The sequence below is a fragment of the Pseudomonas sp. TE36184 genome, assembly GCF_054060055.1.
Genome location: NZ_JBSSCU010000001.1, coordinates 1,925,066 through 1,940,113, shown reverse-complemented (window position 1 = coordinate 1,940,113; position 15,048 = coordinate 1,925,066). Strand labels below are relative to the sequence as shown.

The following is a 15,048-nucleotide window of genomic DNA, read 5'->3' as shown; positions in this document are numbered from 1 at the left end:
AACGGCTATTAGCCGTTTTCCTATGTGGGCCGCCTTCAAGTACGGTTCCATCAGCTGCGGGTAGCGATTGATGCAGGGTATGTCGCCGGCACAGCCGAGGGCTGTCAACGCAGCGCGTTCAGCATGCTGTGCAACATCTGATCGCACTGTGCCAACTGCGCCACACTCACAAACTCGTCCGGCTTATGCCCCTGGTCCATGCTGCCGGGCCCGCACACCACCGTGGGAATGCCCACCGCGTCGAACAACCCGCCCTCGGTGCCGAACGCTACCGTGCCGAACGCCCGCGAGCCACAAAATGCCGCGATCAACTCGGCCGCCTCGCTATGCTGATCGGTCATCAGCCCCGGATACGCCGACAGCTCGGTAAAGCGAATCGCACTCTGCGCGCTCACCGCCTGCATGCGCGGCAATACCTGCTGCTCGGCGTAGGCGCGCAATTCATCCGCCACCGCTTGTGGGGCCTGGCCCGGCAGCGCGCGGACCTCAAAATCAAACCGGCAGTCGGCGGGCACGATGTTCAGCGCCTTGCCCCCGCCAATCACCCCGGTTTGCACCGTACTGAACGGCGGATCAAAGCGCGCATCCTGCTTATCGCGCAGCCGTTGGCCGATGCGTCCCAGTTCGCCGATCAATTCGGCGGCATGCTCGATCGCATTCACGCCATGGGGCGCATACGCCGAATGACAGGCCGCGCCATGCACATCGCAGCGCATCGCCAGCTTGCCTTTATGGCCGAGCACCGGTTTGAGTTCGGTCGGTTCACCGATGATGCACAGCATCGGCTTCACCGGCCGCTGCGCCAGCACGCTGAGCAACGAGCGCACGCCCAGGCAACCGACTTCCTCGTCGTAGGAGAGGGCGATATGCACCGGCCGGCGCAACGTCGCCGCGACCAGCGCCGGCACCAGGGCCAGCACACAGGCGATGTAGCCCTTCATGTCCGCCGTGCCCCGGCCGAACAGCCGGCCGTCGCGTTCGGTCAGTTCAAACGGCGGCATGCTCCACGGCTGCCCATCCACCGGTACGACATCGGTATGCCCGGACAGCACAATCCCGGGCACCTCCACCGGGCCGATGCTGGCAAACAGGTTGGCCTTGGTGCGGGCCTCGTTGTAGATCAGTTCGCTGGCCACGCCGTGACTCGCCAGGTAATCGCGCACAAAGGCGATCAACTGCAGGTTGGACTCGCGGCTGGTGGTATCGAACCCCACCAGCGTCTGCAGCAACGCGCGGCTGCGGCTCATCGCTCGTCCCCGGCGACGCCATAGCCGGGCGCGTGGTCGGGGGCCAGGGCGCGGTCGATGTAAGCCTGCACTTGTGGGCGATAGGCATCCCACAGCGTGTGCAGTTGGCCGATCGGGTTGGCGTCGGCCCAATCCACCCGCAGGTCGATGATCGGCCAGGTCAGTTCGCCCACCACCTGCAACGCGGCCGAATGCACCGGGCCGGCTTCGCCACCGGCGGCGATGGCGGCATGCATCGCCGCCAAGAGTCGCTCGGCCAGTTGGCCTTCGCCTTGCTCGAAGGCCTGGACCATCGCCTCGATCACTGCGCGGTCGGCGAGCATATTGCCGGCCGCGACGCACTGTTCGCCCGACACCGCGTGGTGCTTGCCGAGGGTTTGGCTGCCGCTGAAATGCACGCTGCGGCCCAGGTGATCGATCGCGGTCAGTTGGCGGTATTGGCTGTAGCCGTTGCGGGTCAGCGCCTCATCAATGGCGGCGGCGGGGGCCAGGCCTTGTTCCAGCAGGTCGAGCACGTCCGGGCCGAGGGCCGGCAGCGTGATGTTCTGGGTCGCGACCGCACCGACACCCGGCCGCAGCCAGGGGCAGCGTGCGCCGACGGCGATGCTCGAAGAGCTGATGGCGATACCCAGTTGGCCGGTGTCGGCGCAACGGCCGACGATTGAAAAGGTCATGTACGGCTCCTTACTCGGGAATCACGGCGATCACATCGATTTCCATCAGCCACTGCGGCTGGCCCAGGGCCGATACCACCAGCCCGGTGGAAATCGGGAACACGCCCTTGAGCCATTTGCCGACTTCCTGGTACACAGGCTCGCGGTAGCGCGGGTCGATCAGGTAGGTGGTGGTCTTGACGATATGGCTGAGGTCGCTGCCGGCTTCTTCCAGCAGTTGCTTGACGTTGTGCATGGCCTGCTCGGCCTGGGCACGCGGGTCGCCGAGGCCGACCAGGTTGCCGTCGAAATCGCTGCCGACCTGGCCGCGCACATACACGGTGTTGCCGGCGCGCACGGCCTGGCACAGGTCGTTGTCCAGGCTCTGGTTGGGGTAGGTTTGTTTAGTGTTGAACATGCGGATGCGCGTGTGGGTAGGCATCAAAAAACTCCGGGAAAAATGATCAGGCGCTGACAGGAGACGGGCGCACGAGCGGGGCCGCGACGCGATATTCGAGGTACTGACGCTGGGTGGCGATATGGTCGGCGAGGTATTTGGCGTCGTGCCACACGCCCCAGATAAACGACGAGCCACGGCGCGACTGCCAGGGCAAACCGAGGAAGTAGATGCCGGCTTCGCTGGACACGCCGCGCTGGTGCTGCGGCTTGCCGGCGGCGTCGAACGCATCGACCTTCAGCCAGCCGTAATCCACGGCAAAGCCGGTGGCCCAGAGGATCGAGGTGATGCCGGCGCGGGCCAGGTCCAGTTGCAGGATCGGCTGTTTCACGCACTCGGCATCGGCGAAGATGCGCCGGGCTTCGGGCTCCACGGGCAGGTCGAGGCCGTTGCGTTCGATATACGCATCCGCCGCGTCCAGCAGGGCCAGGTAGTTTTCGTCGCCGCGTGCGAGGTTCTCCAGCAGGGTGGGTTGGAAGGTGGCCACGCCGCCATGGAAAGACTCGGTGGGCCCGACCAGGGTCATGCCGCGCAGGGCCAACTCACGGAAGTCGATGGTCTTGCCGCCGTGGGCGCCGCTCACGGCAATGGTCACGTGTTCGCGGCCGGGCTTGATCGCGGCCTGGTCCCATTCGCCCAGCACACCGAGCCACCAGCAGAAATCACGCTGGCGATAGGCACGCGGCGGGCGGTCGTGGGCGCCGACCGACAGGTACACCTGGCGGCCGCTGCGCTGCAGTTCATCGGCGATCTGCACCCCCGACGAGCCGGCGCCCACCACCAGCACCGCGCCTTGGGGCAGTTGGCCGGGGTTGCGATAGTCGGCGGAATGGATCTGATGCAGCGCCGTGTCTGTCGGCGCGATCGCCGGGATCACCGGCGTCTGGAACGGCCCGGTCGCCGCCACCACGCGGTTGGCTTCGATCACGCCGTCGCTGGTGTGTACGGTAAAACCGGGGCGGCCGACATTGCGCAGCACCGAGGTGACTTCCACGCCGGTGCGGATCGGCGCATTGAACTGGCGTGCATAGGCTTCGAAGTAATCCGCCACGCGCTCTTTCGGCGCGAAGGCATCCGGGGCGAGCCCCTCGAAGGCGAGGCCGGGAAAGCGGTCGTGCCAGGCCGGCCCGTTGGCCACCAACGAATCCCAGCGGCCGCTGCGCCAGCGCTCGGCGATCCGGCTGCGTTCCAGCACCAGGTGCGGCACGCCGTGCTTGCTCAAATGCTCGCTCATGGCCACGCCGGCCTGGCCGGCGCCTACCACCAGGGTGTCTGTTTGGGTGATTGCTTGCGTCATGTGTCTGTCCTTGCGTAATGCAGTTGGATTCAGCTTGGGCATGACTTCAAGGTAGGGGGCGGGCGGTTTTTAATAAAATATTATTAAGCTGGGAAGTGAGCATAAATATCGGATGCAAAGGGCCTCGGCAGGCGATGGCAAGGCGATGCTGGATCACCTCTAAGCGCTGGCGAGAACGCTCAAGATCGAGGAGTTGGTGCTGGATGCGAGGTTGAATGCGGCCACCCGTTACCGGCGGTGCGGGTAGGTGGGGGCACGATGAGGCGATTCACCACTCGCCGTCGGGGTTGCAGTGGGCGTGTATCCCAAAAAAGCCGGCGATCTGTGTCTGTCGCGCAGCACTCCAGGTGGTTAGGGTCGGTTCACGTTAACTGACGACCGAGCCCACCATGGAACTCACTGCTGTCCCGTTTGGCATCACCGACTGGTCCACCCTCGAACCCGAGCTTCATCCAGGCATCACCGGCAGTGCCTGGTGGCGCACTGGCCACTTCGGCACCACCCGTGTACGCATGGTCGAATACACCCCCGGCTACCTGGCCGATCACTGGTGCTGGCGTGGGCATGTGCTGCTGTGCCTCGAAGGCGAGCTGCACACGGAACTGGACGACGGCCGCCAATTCACGCTGACGGCCGGGATGAGTTATCAGGTGGGAAACAACATGGAAGGGCATCGCTCCTCGACGCGGGTTGGCGCCAAGCTGTTCATCGTGGATTGAACCGGCGCCAGCCCATCAATGCATCTTGCCAGGGGGCATGCCATCCAACCCACGGGCAGCGGCCTTGACCTCGACGGTCTGCCGCTCGCCCTTGGCGTTTTCCACGGTCAAGGTCAGCGGCACCTGGTCGCCTTCCTTGATCTGCCCGGTCAGGCCCATCAGCATCACGTGATAACCGTCCGGGTCGAGCTTGACCGGGGTGCCTGCGGGCAGGGTGATCGAGTCCACCGGGCCCATTCGCATCACGTCGTCCTTCATGCTCATTTCATGGATCTGCACGTCCTTGGCCACCGGCGAGGCGACGCGCAGCAGTTTGCTGTCGCTGTCGGCCGTCACGGTCATGAACGCGCCACTGGATGGCTGGCCCGGCACCGTGGCGCGCACCCACGCGTCGCTGACCTGGACCTGGGCGCTGGCGTGCGCGGCGAGGCCCAGCAGGGACAGACCGATCAGGGTGCGCTTGAGGTGTTGAACGGCAGTCATTAGCAGACCTCCATGACGGTGAGCAGGTCTTCTGCACACTCTTTAGCGTTAAGGGATGCCGACAGGCCCAGGCGCAGGTTGCCGCGGGTGTCGAACACGAAACTGGTGGCGGTGTGGGACAGGGTGTAGGTGTCGCCGGCGGGGACCTTTTCATAAAAGATCCCGAATTCCTTGGCGGCCACGGCGATCTCTTCCGGGGTGCCGTACAGCGCTTCGAAGCTGGGGTCGAAGGCCTTGACGTAGCGGTCGAGGATCTCCGGCGTGTCGCGCTCGGGGTCGAGGGTGATAAAGATCACCTGCATGATCTCGCCGTCGCGGCCCATCAGTTTCTTGGCCTGGGCGGCGCGGGCGAGGGTGGTCGGGCACACGGCCGGGCACTGGGTGAAGCCGAAAAACACCACCGGCATCAGGCCACGGTACGAACTCAAGGTGACGGTTTCACCCTGGGTATTCTTGAGCTTGAAGGTGCGGCCCATGATCTTGTCGCTCAAGTCCTTGCCGTACTTGAAATTCAACTTGGGGCTGTTGTCACAACCGGCCAGCAGGCCCAGGCCCAACAGGCCCATGCCGGTCAGGACCTTGCGGCGGGTGAATAACGTACTCATCAACTGTGCATCCTGTGAAGCGCCTGCCTTGCTCTGGATCTATACGCCAGGCGTTGAAAAGGAGTAAACGCGGAGGGCGCCAAGTCTACCAACCCTGGCCGATGCGCGTAATCTGCGACGTTCTGCCACAGGGGCGCGCCGCGCTTCATCCCTGCGGGGCTTCGATGGTAGAGTCGCCGCCATGAAACTGCGCCGCTCGGACCGTTCGCTGATCGCCTGGACCCTGTACTTCTGTGTCCTGCTGAACCTGTTCGTGTGCGGTTTGGGCCATGGCCAGATGCTCGGCCAGCAGCTCAATGGTGTCGGTGGCGCGTTCTGTTCGGTGGACAGCAACCAGGCGCCACTTTCCGACAAAGGGTTGGGTAGCCCGGCTTCCAGCGATATCTCGAACTACTTTGCCTGCCCGCTGTGCGCTGCCGCGAGCGTGGCCATCGTGTTCCTGATCGGCCTGGCCTGGCTGCTGGGCCTCGGCCAGACCCCACGACCGGCCCATGAACGGCGCAACAAGGCGCCGCCGCGTTATTCCTGGCCCTCGGCCAACCCCCGCGCATCCCCCGCATTCTGACGTGTGCCTTGGGCTTCCTGTGATCAGGAGGCGTTTTATCGTCACGACTGTGAGTGCGTTTTATGAAGCCTCTATTGCCTGCCGGCGCCAGCCGCCTGGTCAGCAAGGCGGCGCGCCGCCTGCACACGGAGCCGGCGCGGCCGGAATACCCGAGCAATTCGCGTAGCTTCGTGCATCTGGATGCACGCCTGTTGCCCTATTGGCACACCTTGTTCGACATCTGCCCGGCGCTGCTCAAGCTCGACCCGCCCGAAGGCTTGAACCTGTTTCGCAGCTTCATGACCTGGGCCTACCACAACCAGTTGGCGCAGGACTGGACCTGGCACCTGAACATCGGCCGTTGGCTGCTGGTCTCGCCGTACCGCGCGCAGATCGACGATGAACCGATCGACGCGTTCATGGCCGCGGCGGCGGCGCGGTGGGTCGACACCGATGACAGCCAGGCCCAGGGTGTGGTCCTGGCCTGGCAGGGTTCGGAAGTCTTCGATTGGAAGGGCAGCGCGTTTGCGCTCGACAAACAGCCGCCGTTGCCGCCTCCCGCCTGGGACTTCGCCTGGTGCCCGCTGACCCGGCGTGGCGGTTTCAGCGCTTGGTTGCCGGTGCCGTGAAGTGCCCGCCGCCGGCACCCCGTGGAGGCTTGCACGCCCCGGCGAGGCTCGCGGGCTCCGGCGATTGTTACAAAAAGTGAAAAACTGAATGACGGTTTTAGCGACTATTTCCCGGCCGCCCAACGCTATACCGTGCGCGCACCCGTTAGATGCAGCACCACCCGACTGACAAAGAACAGGGTTGGGCTGTGACGGGTCGCCTCAATTACTTTCAGGAGCCTTCATGAACCACAAGACTTGCATGGCGCTCGCCGTCTCACTGGGCGCCGCGCAGCAGGTGGCTGCGTCGGGTTTTATCGACGACAGCAAAGCCACCCTCGACCTGCGCAATTTCTACTACAACCAGGACACCCGTAACGCCAAAGCCCCTACGGATAAGGAGTGGGGCCAGGCGTTCATGTTCAACTACCAGTCCGGTTTCACCGAGGGTCTGGTTGGTTTTGGTCTGGACCTGCAAGCCATGTACGGCCTGCGCCTGGACGCCTCGGGGCGCGCGGGCAAGGCTGGTGAAGACAACACCCCCGGCAGTGTTTTCCCGTTGTCCGATGGCAAGGCCGCCAACGACTTCAGCAAGACCGGCGCCACCGGCAAGATGCGTATCTCCCAGACTCAGTTCAAAGCCGGCACGCTGATGCCCAAGCTGCCCGTGCTGACGACTGAAGACGGCCGGCTGTTGCCGCAGACGTTCCGTGGCTATCAAGTGGACTCCAAGGACCTGCAGGGCTTCAACCTGATCGCCGGTAAAATCGAGCAGGTACTGGACCGTAACTCCAGTAACGGCCAGGGCATGTCCATTGTCGGTGCGAATGATCCGGTCAAGGGCAAGTCCAGCAACCAGTTCTACTACGGTGGGGTGGATTACGCCGTCAGCAAGCAACTGCAACTGCAGTACTACTACGCCAACCTGGAGAACTTTTACCAGCAGCACTTCCTGGGCCTGATCCACAACTGGCAGTTGCCGGTGGGCCAGTTCAAGACTGACCTGCGCTATTTCTACAGTACCGCCGACGGCAAGAACGCCAGCGCCGCCGGGCGTGGCGAAGGCTATGTCAGCTCGGGGTATTACGGCGCGGGCGTCAACGCCGGCAAGGTCGACAACCGCCTGTGGAGTGCGCTGTTCACTTACGGCCTGTACGGGCATTCGCTGAGTCTCGGTTATCAGAAGACCACCGGTGAAAGTGACTTTCCGCATATCAACCAGGGGCAGGGTCGTTCGCTGTACCTGATCACCAACTCCCAGTCGCTGAAGTTCGTCAATGCCGGGGAACAGGCCACGGTAGGCAGCTACGCCTACGACTTCAGCAGCCTTGGCCTTCCGGGCCTGCGCTCGAGCGTGACCTACATCCGCGGCAGCCACATCCAGACGGCAGGTCGCGACAACAGCGAGTGGGAGCGCGACCTGCGTGTCGATTACGTGATCCCCTCGGGCACGTTCAAGGGCCTGGGCCTGACCTGGCGCGGTGCGGTGTGGCGCGGTAACGACTCGGCCGACAAGGACGAGACGCGACTGATCGTCAGCTACAGCATCCCACTGCTGTAAGCCGCACTCTCGCAACGCTTGATCGGTATCAAGGCCTCGCGTTGCGCCAGGCCGCACACTGAAGTCCCAACGGCCGGTCCCCTTGAGAGGCCACCATGCTTTACCCCGTGTTTTTAGTGGCCCACCTGTTCGCCGCGCTGATCTTCATCGGCACGGTGTTTTTCGAGGTGCTGATCCTGGGGCACCTGCACCGGCAATTGCCGGCGCGGGTGATGGTGTTGGTGGAGCAGGGCGTCGGCCAGCGTGCCCGGGTATTGATGCCGTGGGTGTTGCTGGTGCTGTTCGGCGCGGGCCTGGGCATGGTCTGGCTGCGTTACCTGCCGGTGCTGGCTGCGCCGTCGGCCTCGGCTTTCGGCACCTTGCTGACCCTCAAGCTGATCCTGGCGGCCAGCGTGCTCCTGCATTTTCTGCTGACCATGGCGCGCATGCGCTGGGGCTCGGTGAGTGCGCGTTATGTCCGCTGGGTGCATCTGAGCCTGTTCGCGCACATGGTCGCCATTGTGCTGCTGGCCAAGGGCATGTTTTACCTGAACTGGTAGACGGGCGGGGCTGCGACCTTGATGCACATCAAGGCGTGTGGCCCAAGCGCACCGGACAATGCACCACCGCCGTCCGAACCGGAGTCCGTCATGCGTACCCTTCTTCATCCCGCTCGCTTTCGTCACGATCAAGGCGTGTTGGACTTGGCTTGCCAAACGGACACCCGTCGCTTCCATGCCGGTGTCGGCTCCCTTGACCTGTTGCGCGCCTTGCGCAACAGCCGCCAGTGCCAGCGGCCCTTGGCATTGAACCTGCACTGGCCGGCGGGCGACGTTGGCGCTGAGTATTTGCACAGCCTCACCCAGGAAATCCAACTGATCGGCTGCCAACTCGGCGGCCGCCAGCCGGTCGATCACTTTCACCTGCGCGGCACCACACCGGCGTTCGCCCAGGTGCAGCAGTTGATGGCGCAGTTGCACGAGCGCTTCAATTTTCTCGACCACGACCGGGGTGACTACTGCGTCGACCTCGACCCCGGGCACACGGACTGGGCCACCATGGGCCTGCTGCGCGAACAAGGCTTCAACCATGCAAGCATCGGCGTGCCGGACGCCAACCGCGAGGGGCCGCTGTGCCAGGCGCGGTATCAGGACCCGGCGCCGATCGAATCGCTGGTGGATGCGGCCCGCACCTTCGGGTTTCGCTCGGTGAACATCGACCTCGGCTACGGCCATGCCTGGCAGACCCCGGCCAGTATCGAGCTGAAACTGGCCAGCCTGATCGCCCTGGAGCCGGATCGCTTGCAGGTATTCGATTACGCCCATGCGCCTGTGCGCTATCAATCCCAACAACCCCAGGCGTTCAGCAGCGAGGCGGATAAGAGCGCGATGCGCCGTATTTGCTTCCAGCTCCTGGCCGCGGCAGGCTATCACTACATCGGCCTGGGGCAGTTCGCCCGGGCCGACGACGACCTCAAGCAAGCCCAGGAACGCGGGCGCCTGAGCCGTAACTGCGAAGGCTTCACCCTGCACGGTTACTGCGACCACATCGGTTTCGGCGTGGGCGCCATCAGCCAGATCGACACGTTGTGCGCGCAGAACACGGCCGATGCCCGCGAGTACCGTGAGCAACTGGGCAACGGTCAGCTCGCCACATGCCGGGGCTGGTTCCGCGAAACCTCTGACCCGGTGCGCCTGCACGTGGCCGAGCGCCTGGCCTGTGACCTGGAGCTGGATGTGCAGGCGGTGGAACGGCGCTACGGCCTGGTGTTCGCACGCTATTTCGCCTACCTCTGGCCGTTGCTGGAAGCGCTGCACCGCGACGGTCTGATCGAGCTGTCCCCGACGTTCATCTGGTTGCTGCCCGCCGGCCTGCCGCAGGTGGACGGTATTTGCGCATTGTTTGAACGTGCCGTGCTCGCCACCCCGGTCAGCGCCAACGACGAGGTGATCGACACATGAGTGCTTTTGAATTCGACCGTGCCCTGGTCCACAAATACGACCGACCGGGGCCACGCTATACTTCGTACCCGACCGCGCCGCAGTTCAACAGCGCCTTTGCCCTGGATGACTATCACCAGGCGGTCCGCGCCAGCCATGAGGTGGCCGCGCCCAAGGCGTTGTCGGTGTACATCCACATCCCGTTTTGCCAGAGCCTTTGCTATTACTGCGGTTGCCACAAGATCATCACCCGCAAGACCCATCGGGCCGTGGAGTACCTGGCGTATCTCAAGCGTGAGATCCAGATGCAGGCGGCGCTGTTCGAGCGTTCCCGGCGCCTGACCCAGTTGCACCTGGGCGGCGGTACGCCGACCTATCTGGACGACGCGCAACTGGCCGAGCTGATGGCCTGCCTGGCCGAACACTTCACCCTGGATGACAGCGACGCCTATGAGTTCTCCATCGAGGTCGACCCGCGCACCATCAGTGTTGAGCGGATCAACACGTTGCGCGGCCTGGGCTTCAATCGCCTGAGCTTCGGCGTGCAGGACTTCGACCCCGACGTGCAGGCGGCGGTCAATCGTGTGCAAAGCGAAGCGCAGATCCTGCAACTGGTGGCCGCGGCGCGTGAGGCGCGCTTCAAGTCGGTGAGTGTCGACTTGATCTATGGCCTGCCGCTGCAAACCGTGGACAGCTTCGACGTGACCTTGAGCAAGCTGATCGCCCTGCGCCCTGATCGGGTGGCGGCCTACAGCTACGCGCACCTGCCGAGCCAGATCCGTGCCCAGCGCATGATCCGTCCCGAAGACATGCCGCCGCCGGCGCGCAAGCTGGAACTGCTGGAACTGACCATCCGCCGCCTGACCGAGGCCGGTTACGTCTACATCGGCATGGACCACTTCGCCTTGCCCGACGACGAGCTGGCGCTGGCCCGTGCCAACGGTACCTTGCAGCGCAACTTCCAGGGCTATTCGACCCATGCCGACTGCGACCTGATCGGCCTCGGCGTGTCGGCCATCGGCAAAGTCGGTGACAGCTACAGCCAGAGCGTCAAGGAACTGTCCCAGTACTACGCCCGACTCGACGCGGGGATGCTGCCGGTGCAGCGCGGCTATCGGCTCAACCCGGATGACGTACTGCGCCGCGAGGTGATCAATGGCCTGATGTGTGATGGTCGAGTCGACTTCCCACAGATCGAGGCCACCCATGGCGTGCGCTTCAACGACTATTTCGCCGAGGCACTGCTGCAATTGGACGAGCAGGTGGCGGACGGGTTATTGCTGATCCAGGCCGACGCGCTGCAACTGTTGCCCAAGGGCCAACTGATGGTGCGCAGCGTGGCGATGGCCTTTGACGCCTACCTGGGCGGCGCGCACAAAGGCCAGTTTTCCCGCACGGTTTAAGCGAAGAGGCCTGTATCCGCTGTGGGAGCTGTTGATCGCCATGTCCGCCCGCAGCGCGGTCTCCTTGTGGGCGCTGTCGAGCTTCCGCGAGGCTGCGATAGCGGACGGTCAGGCAGCAAAAGTGTCAGCAGGACCGGCCCCGTCGCAGCCTTGGATACTGGACTGCCCCCAGCATCGTAGACGTCTCCAGCCTATCCCTACCAAGCCGGTTTATATTTGTGTTAGCTACGTCATTCAAATAAAGCTACGGCGCGGACAAAACCTGCAGAAGCGTGCCGGATTTTGTAGGGGAAGCACGAAATCCAGAACCCAGATGCTGGAAGCAAATCCAGGTTGGCCAGTTTTTCCATTTGGCCGTAGCCGATGTCACGCCCGGCTTTATGCCCTTCCCAAATGATCGAGGCGTCACCTGATTTAGCGAATCTTTCTCTGGTGTACTTGAAGGGGGCATCCCAACTCCAAGCGTCAGTTCCCACCACTCGCACCCCTCGCTCCAGTAGATATAACGTCGCGTCACGCCCCATTCCGACGCCTGCATCGAGGTAGCCCGGCTGCCCAAATAGACTTCCGGCACGAGTGTTTATTACAACGATTTCCAAGGGCTTCAGATCGTGATTGATTCGGCGCAACTCAGCTTCCAAGTCCGTGACGGTCACGACGTGTCCATCGGGCAGGTGCCGAAAGTCGAGCTTCACGCCAGGCTGTAGGCACCATTCCAGCGGCAACTCATCAATACCAAATGCCGGCTTTCCACCATCCGTTGTGGATGCATAGTGCCAAGGTGCATCCATGTGAGTACCACTATGTGTAGTGATACTGAGCCGCTCAGCCGCCCATGACTCATTGCCAGGCAAGTCTTCTTTGCGCAGACCGGGGAACATGGCTGCCATTTCGGGCCAACCTTCCTGGTGATCCATGTAGTCGATCTTAGGGAGCAGAGGCGGGGGATCTGTATAGGGGTTGTTGTCCAGACAGACCGACAAATCGAGCATGCGACATTTATTGAGGTTCATGGACGACGGCTCCTGCTTTGGATTTTGTCGGTAGGGTGAGACTGGGAGCGTTTTTCAACGCATTGCGCAGCAGTGCAGCAACGGAGCCGTCATGACGAAACCCCATTGCGCGAGCTCGCGGGGTTCGAAGTGGTGGCTGGCGCCCGAACAAGACCTCTAGTTGAGGGTCGGGTTTGAATTTGATTTTTTCGCCATTAGCTTTGCCGAAGCGACCTGCGAGAGCATCGAGTACTTGGGCTATGGACAGTTGCAATACCGGCAACTGCCAGAGTCGATCCTCCGCCAGGTTTGTGATTTCTGCGGCATGTAGCAGGTTCTCCACGCAACAACGAGCCGACATCCACCATGCCGCTGCATGCGGTGAAACCGGGCAGTCATACGGCTCACCTGCAGCGTACGCATGCAAGAGGTCGCTCATGAAAGCGGACTTCAATCCGTTTGGTTCGGTTGGGCGAGCGACAATCCCGGGAAGTCGTAGCACACGTCCATCGACTTCGCCCCGACGAGCCAAGTCCTCAATGGCAATCTCGATCATGCGCTTGTGTGCTGCGTAGGAAAGCTGAGGGTGCGCAGCCTGCGTTTCATCCATTCTCGAAGGGAGTTCACCTCCGTATACGGCAACACTGCTTGCATAGACCAACACGGGGGGGCAGTCGTGGTTGCGCAATTGATGCAAGAGCTCCAGGCTGGCTTGTAAATTGACCTGGTAGCCCAACTCGTAATTCATCTCTGCAGCGCCGCCAGGGATGCTAACGAGGTGAAAAACCACATCGATGCCGTCAGCCAACACCCGCCGCAGCAGTGCCGGATCGGTAATGCTGCCGGAATGGCGGCGCAGGCGACTGTCTGCTGGCAGGTCATCCAGATGTTGGTCAAGCAGCAGAAGCGCTTCGATCTTTCGCCCGCGAATCTCACCCAGCTTCAGCAGGTGGGTGACCAGTTCGCGACCAACGAACCCATTGGCACCACTGACCATCACGCGCATGTCCAGCCTCCCTGCACCACACGCTGATCGATTGCGCCAAATAGCACATCATCATTGGGCCCTCTGACCTCCATTCGTATCCTGTCACCGAAGTGCATGAAGCCGGTGCGAGGTGCACCTTCAGCGATGGTCTCGATGGCTCGGCGCTCCGAAATGCAGGCAGACCCAACAGACCGGTCGGCATTTGAAACTGTGCCTGAGCCGATCAACGTACCGGCACTCAGTTTGCGCGTCAGCGCAGCGTGTGCAATTAACTGGTGGAAGCCAAAGTGCATGGCTCCTCCGTGCGGGTGACCAAACCACTCGCCATTCCACTCGACCTTCAACGGGAGATGTATACGGCCGTTAACCCACGCATCGCCCAGTTCGTCTGGGGTCACTGCTACAGGGGCGAAACTGGTAGTGGGCTTAGCTTGGAGGAAACCAAAGCCAGTCTTCATCTCTCGCGGTGCCAAGGCGCGAAGGCTAACGTCGTTTAACTGCAGTACCAGGCGAATATGTTTTAGTGCCTGCTCAGCAGGACAACCCATGGGGACGTCGTCTAGCAGTACAGCGAACTCGCCTTCGAAATCGATGCCATGAGCCTCGCTGGGCAAGGGTATTTCTGCGCGCGGGCCAAGAAAGTCGTCGCCGGCTCCCTGGTAGATCAGGGGGATACGTTCGATGTTCTCGATGGGCTCCAGGTTGAAAGCTTTCTGCATCAATTCGCCATGGCTGAGGAAGCAGGAACCGTCCAGCCACTGCCATGCGCGCGGCAGTGGGGCCATCAACTGTTCAACGGCAAGCTCAAAGCTTCCAGCGACCTCACCGAGGTTCAAACTACGATAAAGAGTGTCCAGATCCGATTGCACGTTACCCCAGCTATCCAACGCAGCCTGCATTGTGGCGACAATCCCGCTGGCGTCTACAGCATGCTGTAGATCGCGCGAGACCACGAGCAGGCGTCCGTCCCGGGTACCGTCATTGAGTGTGGCAAGCTTCATGGCAGGAGCTCCTGCAGATCTGGAGCATAACGACCGTCCAGGAGGATGAAGACCATCCTCGCCATTTGCTCTGTGCGGTTGCTCCAAGCGTGGTTGGTGCCTCGCTGTACCACGATGTCGCCTTTTTTGAGGTGAACCTCTTCCCCGTCAAGCACTAACCAGATCTCACCTTCCGTGACGACTCCATAATCCAGTGTCTCGGTGCGGTGCATAAGTTTGTGTTTAGAGTCGGTCTTTCCAGTACCTGCATGGCTTTGGCCAATCTCTGCGAACGCAGCAGCTGCATCCTCTGCGCTGACCTGGTTCTGGATGCTGTCCGGCGGAATATCCACCACTCGAATCACGCTACCCAGCGGCCCAGGGCTAAGTTGCAGCGGCTGGGCAGTAGGGTCATCAGCGTTGTCCAGCGGGGCAGGGGTGGTTGCGCTGTTCCATACTTCGTAGAAGACGGTGCCTGGAATCGCTTTGAGCGGGAAGTTGTTCGGTGTAGCGCCGCAGCTAGCGACGACGGCATGCCCCTTGGCATCGTGACCCGTAACAATGCGTTTAAAATCTGGAAGTTTTTGCATAA

Annotated in this window: 17 protein-coding genes; 7 read left to right on the top strand and 10 right to left on the bottom strand. The window is 62.4% G+C overall.

The window, feature by feature from the left end; genetic code table 11:
• Positions 1-104: 104 nt before the first annotated feature.
• The 4 genes from argE to ACVWZP_RS08380 are packed head-to-tail and all read right to left on the bottom strand — an operon-like array spanning position 105 to position 3,696.
• On the bottom strand, positions 105-1,247 hold the full coding sequence (gene argE, locus ACVWZP_RS08395) for an acetylornithine deacetylase (protein WP_232566518.1): 1,143 nt from the start codon (positions 1,245-1,247) through the stop codon (positions 105-107).
• Positions 1,244-1,921 carry a DUF1028 domain-containing protein gene (locus ACVWZP_RS08390; protein WP_201022161.1) on the bottom strand — a complete coding sequence of 226 codons (678 nt, stop codon included), beginning with the start codon at positions 1,919-1,921 and terminating at the stop codon, positions 1,244-1,246. Before ACVWZP_RS08390 ends, argE begins: the two co-directional genes overlap by 4 nt.
• A 10-nt stretch (positions 1,922-1,931) precedes the next feature.
• Positions 1,932-2,342 (bottom strand): RidA family protein, encoded by a 411-nt coding sequence (locus ACVWZP_RS08385; RefSeq protein WP_288074936.1) that lies wholly within the window; start codon positions 2,340-2,342, stop codon positions 1,932-1,934.
• Between the two features lie 22 nt (positions 2,343-2,364).
• Positions 2,365-3,696, bottom strand: a complete 1,332-nt coding sequence (locus ACVWZP_RS08380) for a flavin-containing monooxygenase (RefSeq protein ID WP_457369659.1) — start codon at positions 3,694-3,696, stop codon at positions 2,365-2,367.
• 347 nt (positions 3,697-4,043) lie between these two features.
• Here ACVWZP_RS08380 and ACVWZP_RS08375 point away from each other — a divergent pair, with 347 nt between their 5' ends.
• Positions 4,044-4,373, top strand: a complete 330-nt coding sequence (locus ACVWZP_RS08375) for a DHCW motif cupin fold protein (RefSeq protein WP_457369658.1) — start codon at positions 4,044-4,046, stop codon at positions 4,371-4,373.
• Between the two features lie 15 nt (positions 4,374-4,388).
• Here the strand turns inward: ACVWZP_RS08375 and ACVWZP_RS08370 are convergent, their stop codons facing one another.
• Positions 4,389-4,856 carry a copper chaperone PCu(A)C gene (locus ACVWZP_RS08370; RefSeq protein ID WP_424801521.1) on the bottom strand — a complete coding sequence of 156 codons (468 nt, stop codon included), beginning with the start codon at positions 4,854-4,856 and terminating at the stop codon, positions 4,389-4,391.
• Positions 4,856-5,461: an SCO family protein gene (locus ACVWZP_RS08365; RefSeq protein WP_046383789.1), complete on the bottom strand. Its 606-nt coding sequence runs from the start codon at positions 5,459-5,461 to the stop codon at positions 4,856-4,858. The genes ACVWZP_RS08370 and ACVWZP_RS08365 overlap by 1 nt, the downstream gene beginning before the upstream one ends.
• 181 nt (positions 5,462-5,642) lie before the next feature.
• On the opposite strand from ACVWZP_RS08365, the gene ACVWZP_RS08360 reads away from it, so the two are divergent.
• The 6 genes from ACVWZP_RS08360 to hemN all read left to right on the top strand — a co-directional run bounded on the left by ACVWZP_RS08360 (position 5,643) and on the right by hemN (position 11,496).
• Entirely contained in the window at positions 5,643-6,026 is a 384-nt protein-coding gene (locus ACVWZP_RS08360; protein WP_057004801.1) for a DUF2946 domain-containing protein, read from the top strand.
• 62 nt (positions 6,027-6,088) lie between these two features.
• Entirely contained in the window at positions 6,089-6,634 is a 546-nt protein-coding gene (locus tag ACVWZP_RS08355; RefSeq protein ID WP_288074933.1) for a putative natural product biosynthesis protein, read from the top strand.
• Positions 6,635-6,857: 223 nt separating this feature from the next.
• Entirely contained in the window at positions 6,858-8,174 is a 1,317-nt protein-coding gene (locus tag ACVWZP_RS08350) for an OprD family porin (protein ID WP_046488407.1), read from the top strand.
• 95 nt (positions 8,175-8,269) lie between these two features.
• Positions 8,270-8,713, top strand: coding sequence for a CopD family copper resistance protein (locus ACVWZP_RS08345; RefSeq protein WP_046383785.1), 444 nt, complete (start codon positions 8,270-8,272; stop codon positions 8,711-8,713).
• A gap of 90 nt (positions 8,714-8,803) precedes the next feature.
• Complete coding sequence (locus ACVWZP_RS08340) at positions 8,804-10,114, top strand: oxygen-independent coproporphyrinogen III oxidase (protein WP_046488404.1); 1,311 nt, start codon at positions 8,804-8,806, stop codon at positions 10,112-10,114.
• A complete protein-coding gene (gene hemN, locus ACVWZP_RS08335) occupies positions 10,111-11,496 on the top strand; it encodes an oxygen-independent coproporphyrinogen III oxidase (protein ID WP_457369657.1) in 1,386 nt (461 codons plus the stop codon). The genes ACVWZP_RS08340 and hemN overlap by 4 nt, the downstream gene beginning before the upstream one ends.
• Before the next feature lie 230 nt (positions 11,497-11,726).
• On the opposite strand, the gene ACVWZP_RS08330 is transcribed toward hemN, so the two are convergent.
• The 4 genes from ACVWZP_RS08330 to ACVWZP_RS08315 are packed head-to-tail and all read right to left on the bottom strand — an operon-like array spanning position 11,727 to position 15,046.
• Entirely contained in the window at positions 11,727-12,509 is a 783-nt protein-coding gene (locus tag ACVWZP_RS08330) for a cyclase family protein (RefSeq protein ID WP_108526469.1), read from the bottom strand.
• The gene (locus tag ACVWZP_RS08325; RefSeq protein WP_046383781.1) at positions 12,496-13,494 is read right to left on the bottom strand and encodes an NAD-dependent epimerase/dehydratase family protein; all 999 of its coding nucleotides are present in this window, start codon (positions 13,492-13,494) and stop codon (positions 12,496-12,498) included. Before ACVWZP_RS08325 ends, ACVWZP_RS08330 begins: the two co-directional genes overlap by 14 nt.
• Positions 13,485-14,477 carry a fumarylacetoacetate hydrolase family protein gene (locus ACVWZP_RS08320; RefSeq protein WP_046383780.1) on the bottom strand — a complete coding sequence of 331 codons (993 nt, stop codon included), beginning with the start codon at positions 14,475-14,477 and terminating at the stop codon, positions 13,485-13,487. Before ACVWZP_RS08320 ends, ACVWZP_RS08325 begins: the two co-directional genes overlap by 10 nt.
• Positions 14,474-15,046 (bottom strand): cupin domain-containing protein, encoded by a 573-nt coding sequence (locus ACVWZP_RS08315; protein WP_046383779.1) that lies wholly within the window; start codon positions 15,044-15,046, stop codon positions 14,474-14,476. The genes ACVWZP_RS08320 and ACVWZP_RS08315 overlap by 4 nt, the downstream gene beginning before the upstream one ends.
• Between the last annotated feature and the right edge of the window lie 2 nt (positions 15,047-15,048).

Excerpts from the sequence above, each read along its gene's own strand:
- ACVWZP_RS08350 (WP_046488407.1), top strand. The coding sequence starts at position 6,858 with ATGAACCACAAGACTTGCATGGCGCTCGCCGTCTCACTGGGCGCCGCG.
- ACVWZP_RS08375 (WP_457369658.1), top strand. The coding sequence starts at position 4,044 with ATGGAACTCACTGCTGTCCCGTTTGGCATCACCGACTGGTCCACCCTC.
- ACVWZP_RS08365 (WP_046383789.1), bottom strand. The coding sequence starts at position 5,461 with ATGAGTACGTTATTCACCCGCCGCAAGGTCCTGACCGGCATGGGCCTG.
- ACVWZP_RS08355 (WP_288074933.1), top strand. The coding sequence starts at position 6,089 with ATGAAGCCTCTATTGCCTGCCGGCGCCAGCCGCCTGGTCAGCAAGGCG.
- ACVWZP_RS08320 (WP_046383780.1), bottom strand. The coding sequence starts at position 14,477 with ATGAAGCTTGCCACACTCAATGACGGTACCCGGGACGGACGCCTGCTC.
- ACVWZP_RS08345 (WP_046383785.1), top strand. The coding sequence starts at position 8,270 with ATGCTTTACCCCGTGTTTTTAGTGGCCCACCTGTTCGCCGCGCTGATC.
- ACVWZP_RS08330 (WP_108526469.1), bottom strand. The coding sequence starts at position 12,509 with ATGAACCTCAATAAATGTCGCATGCTCGATTTGTCGGTCTGTCTGGAC.
- ACVWZP_RS08325 (WP_046383781.1), bottom strand. The coding sequence starts at position 13,494 with ATGCGCGTGATGGTCAGTGGTGCCAATGGGTTCGTTGGTCGCGAACTG.
- ACVWZP_RS08380 (WP_457369659.1), bottom strand. The coding sequence starts at position 3,696 with ATGCCCAAGCTGAATCCAACTGCATTACGCAAGGACAGACACATGACG.
- ACVWZP_RS08390 (WP_201022161.1), bottom strand. The coding sequence starts at position 1,921 with ATGACCTTTTCAATCGTCGGCCGTTGCGCCGACACCGGCCAACTGGGT.
- ACVWZP_RS08315 (WP_046383779.1), bottom strand. The coding sequence starts at position 15,046 with ATGCAAAAACTTCCAGATTTTAAACGCATTGTTACGGGTCACGATGCC.
- hemN (WP_457369657.1), top strand. The coding sequence starts at position 10,111 with ATGAGTGCTTTTGAATTCGACCGTGCCCTGGTCCACAAATACGACCGA.
- argE (WP_232566518.1), bottom strand. The coding sequence starts at position 1,247 with ATGAGCCGCAGCCGCGCGTTGCTGCAGACGCTGGTGGGGTTCGATACC.
- ACVWZP_RS08385 (WP_288074936.1), bottom strand. The coding sequence starts at position 2,342 with ATGCCTACCCACACGCGCATCCGCATGTTCAACACTAAACAAACCTAC.
- ACVWZP_RS08370 (WP_424801521.1), bottom strand. The coding sequence starts at position 4,856 with ATGACTGCCGTTCAACACCTCAAGCGCACCCTGATCGGTCTGTCCCTG.
- ACVWZP_RS08360 (WP_057004801.1), top strand. The coding sequence starts at position 5,643 with ATGAAACTGCGCCGCTCGGACCGTTCGCTGATCGCCTGGACCCTGTAC.
- ACVWZP_RS08340 (WP_046488404.1), top strand. The coding sequence starts at position 8,804 with ATGCGTACCCTTCTTCATCCCGCTCGCTTTCGTCACGATCAAGGCGTG.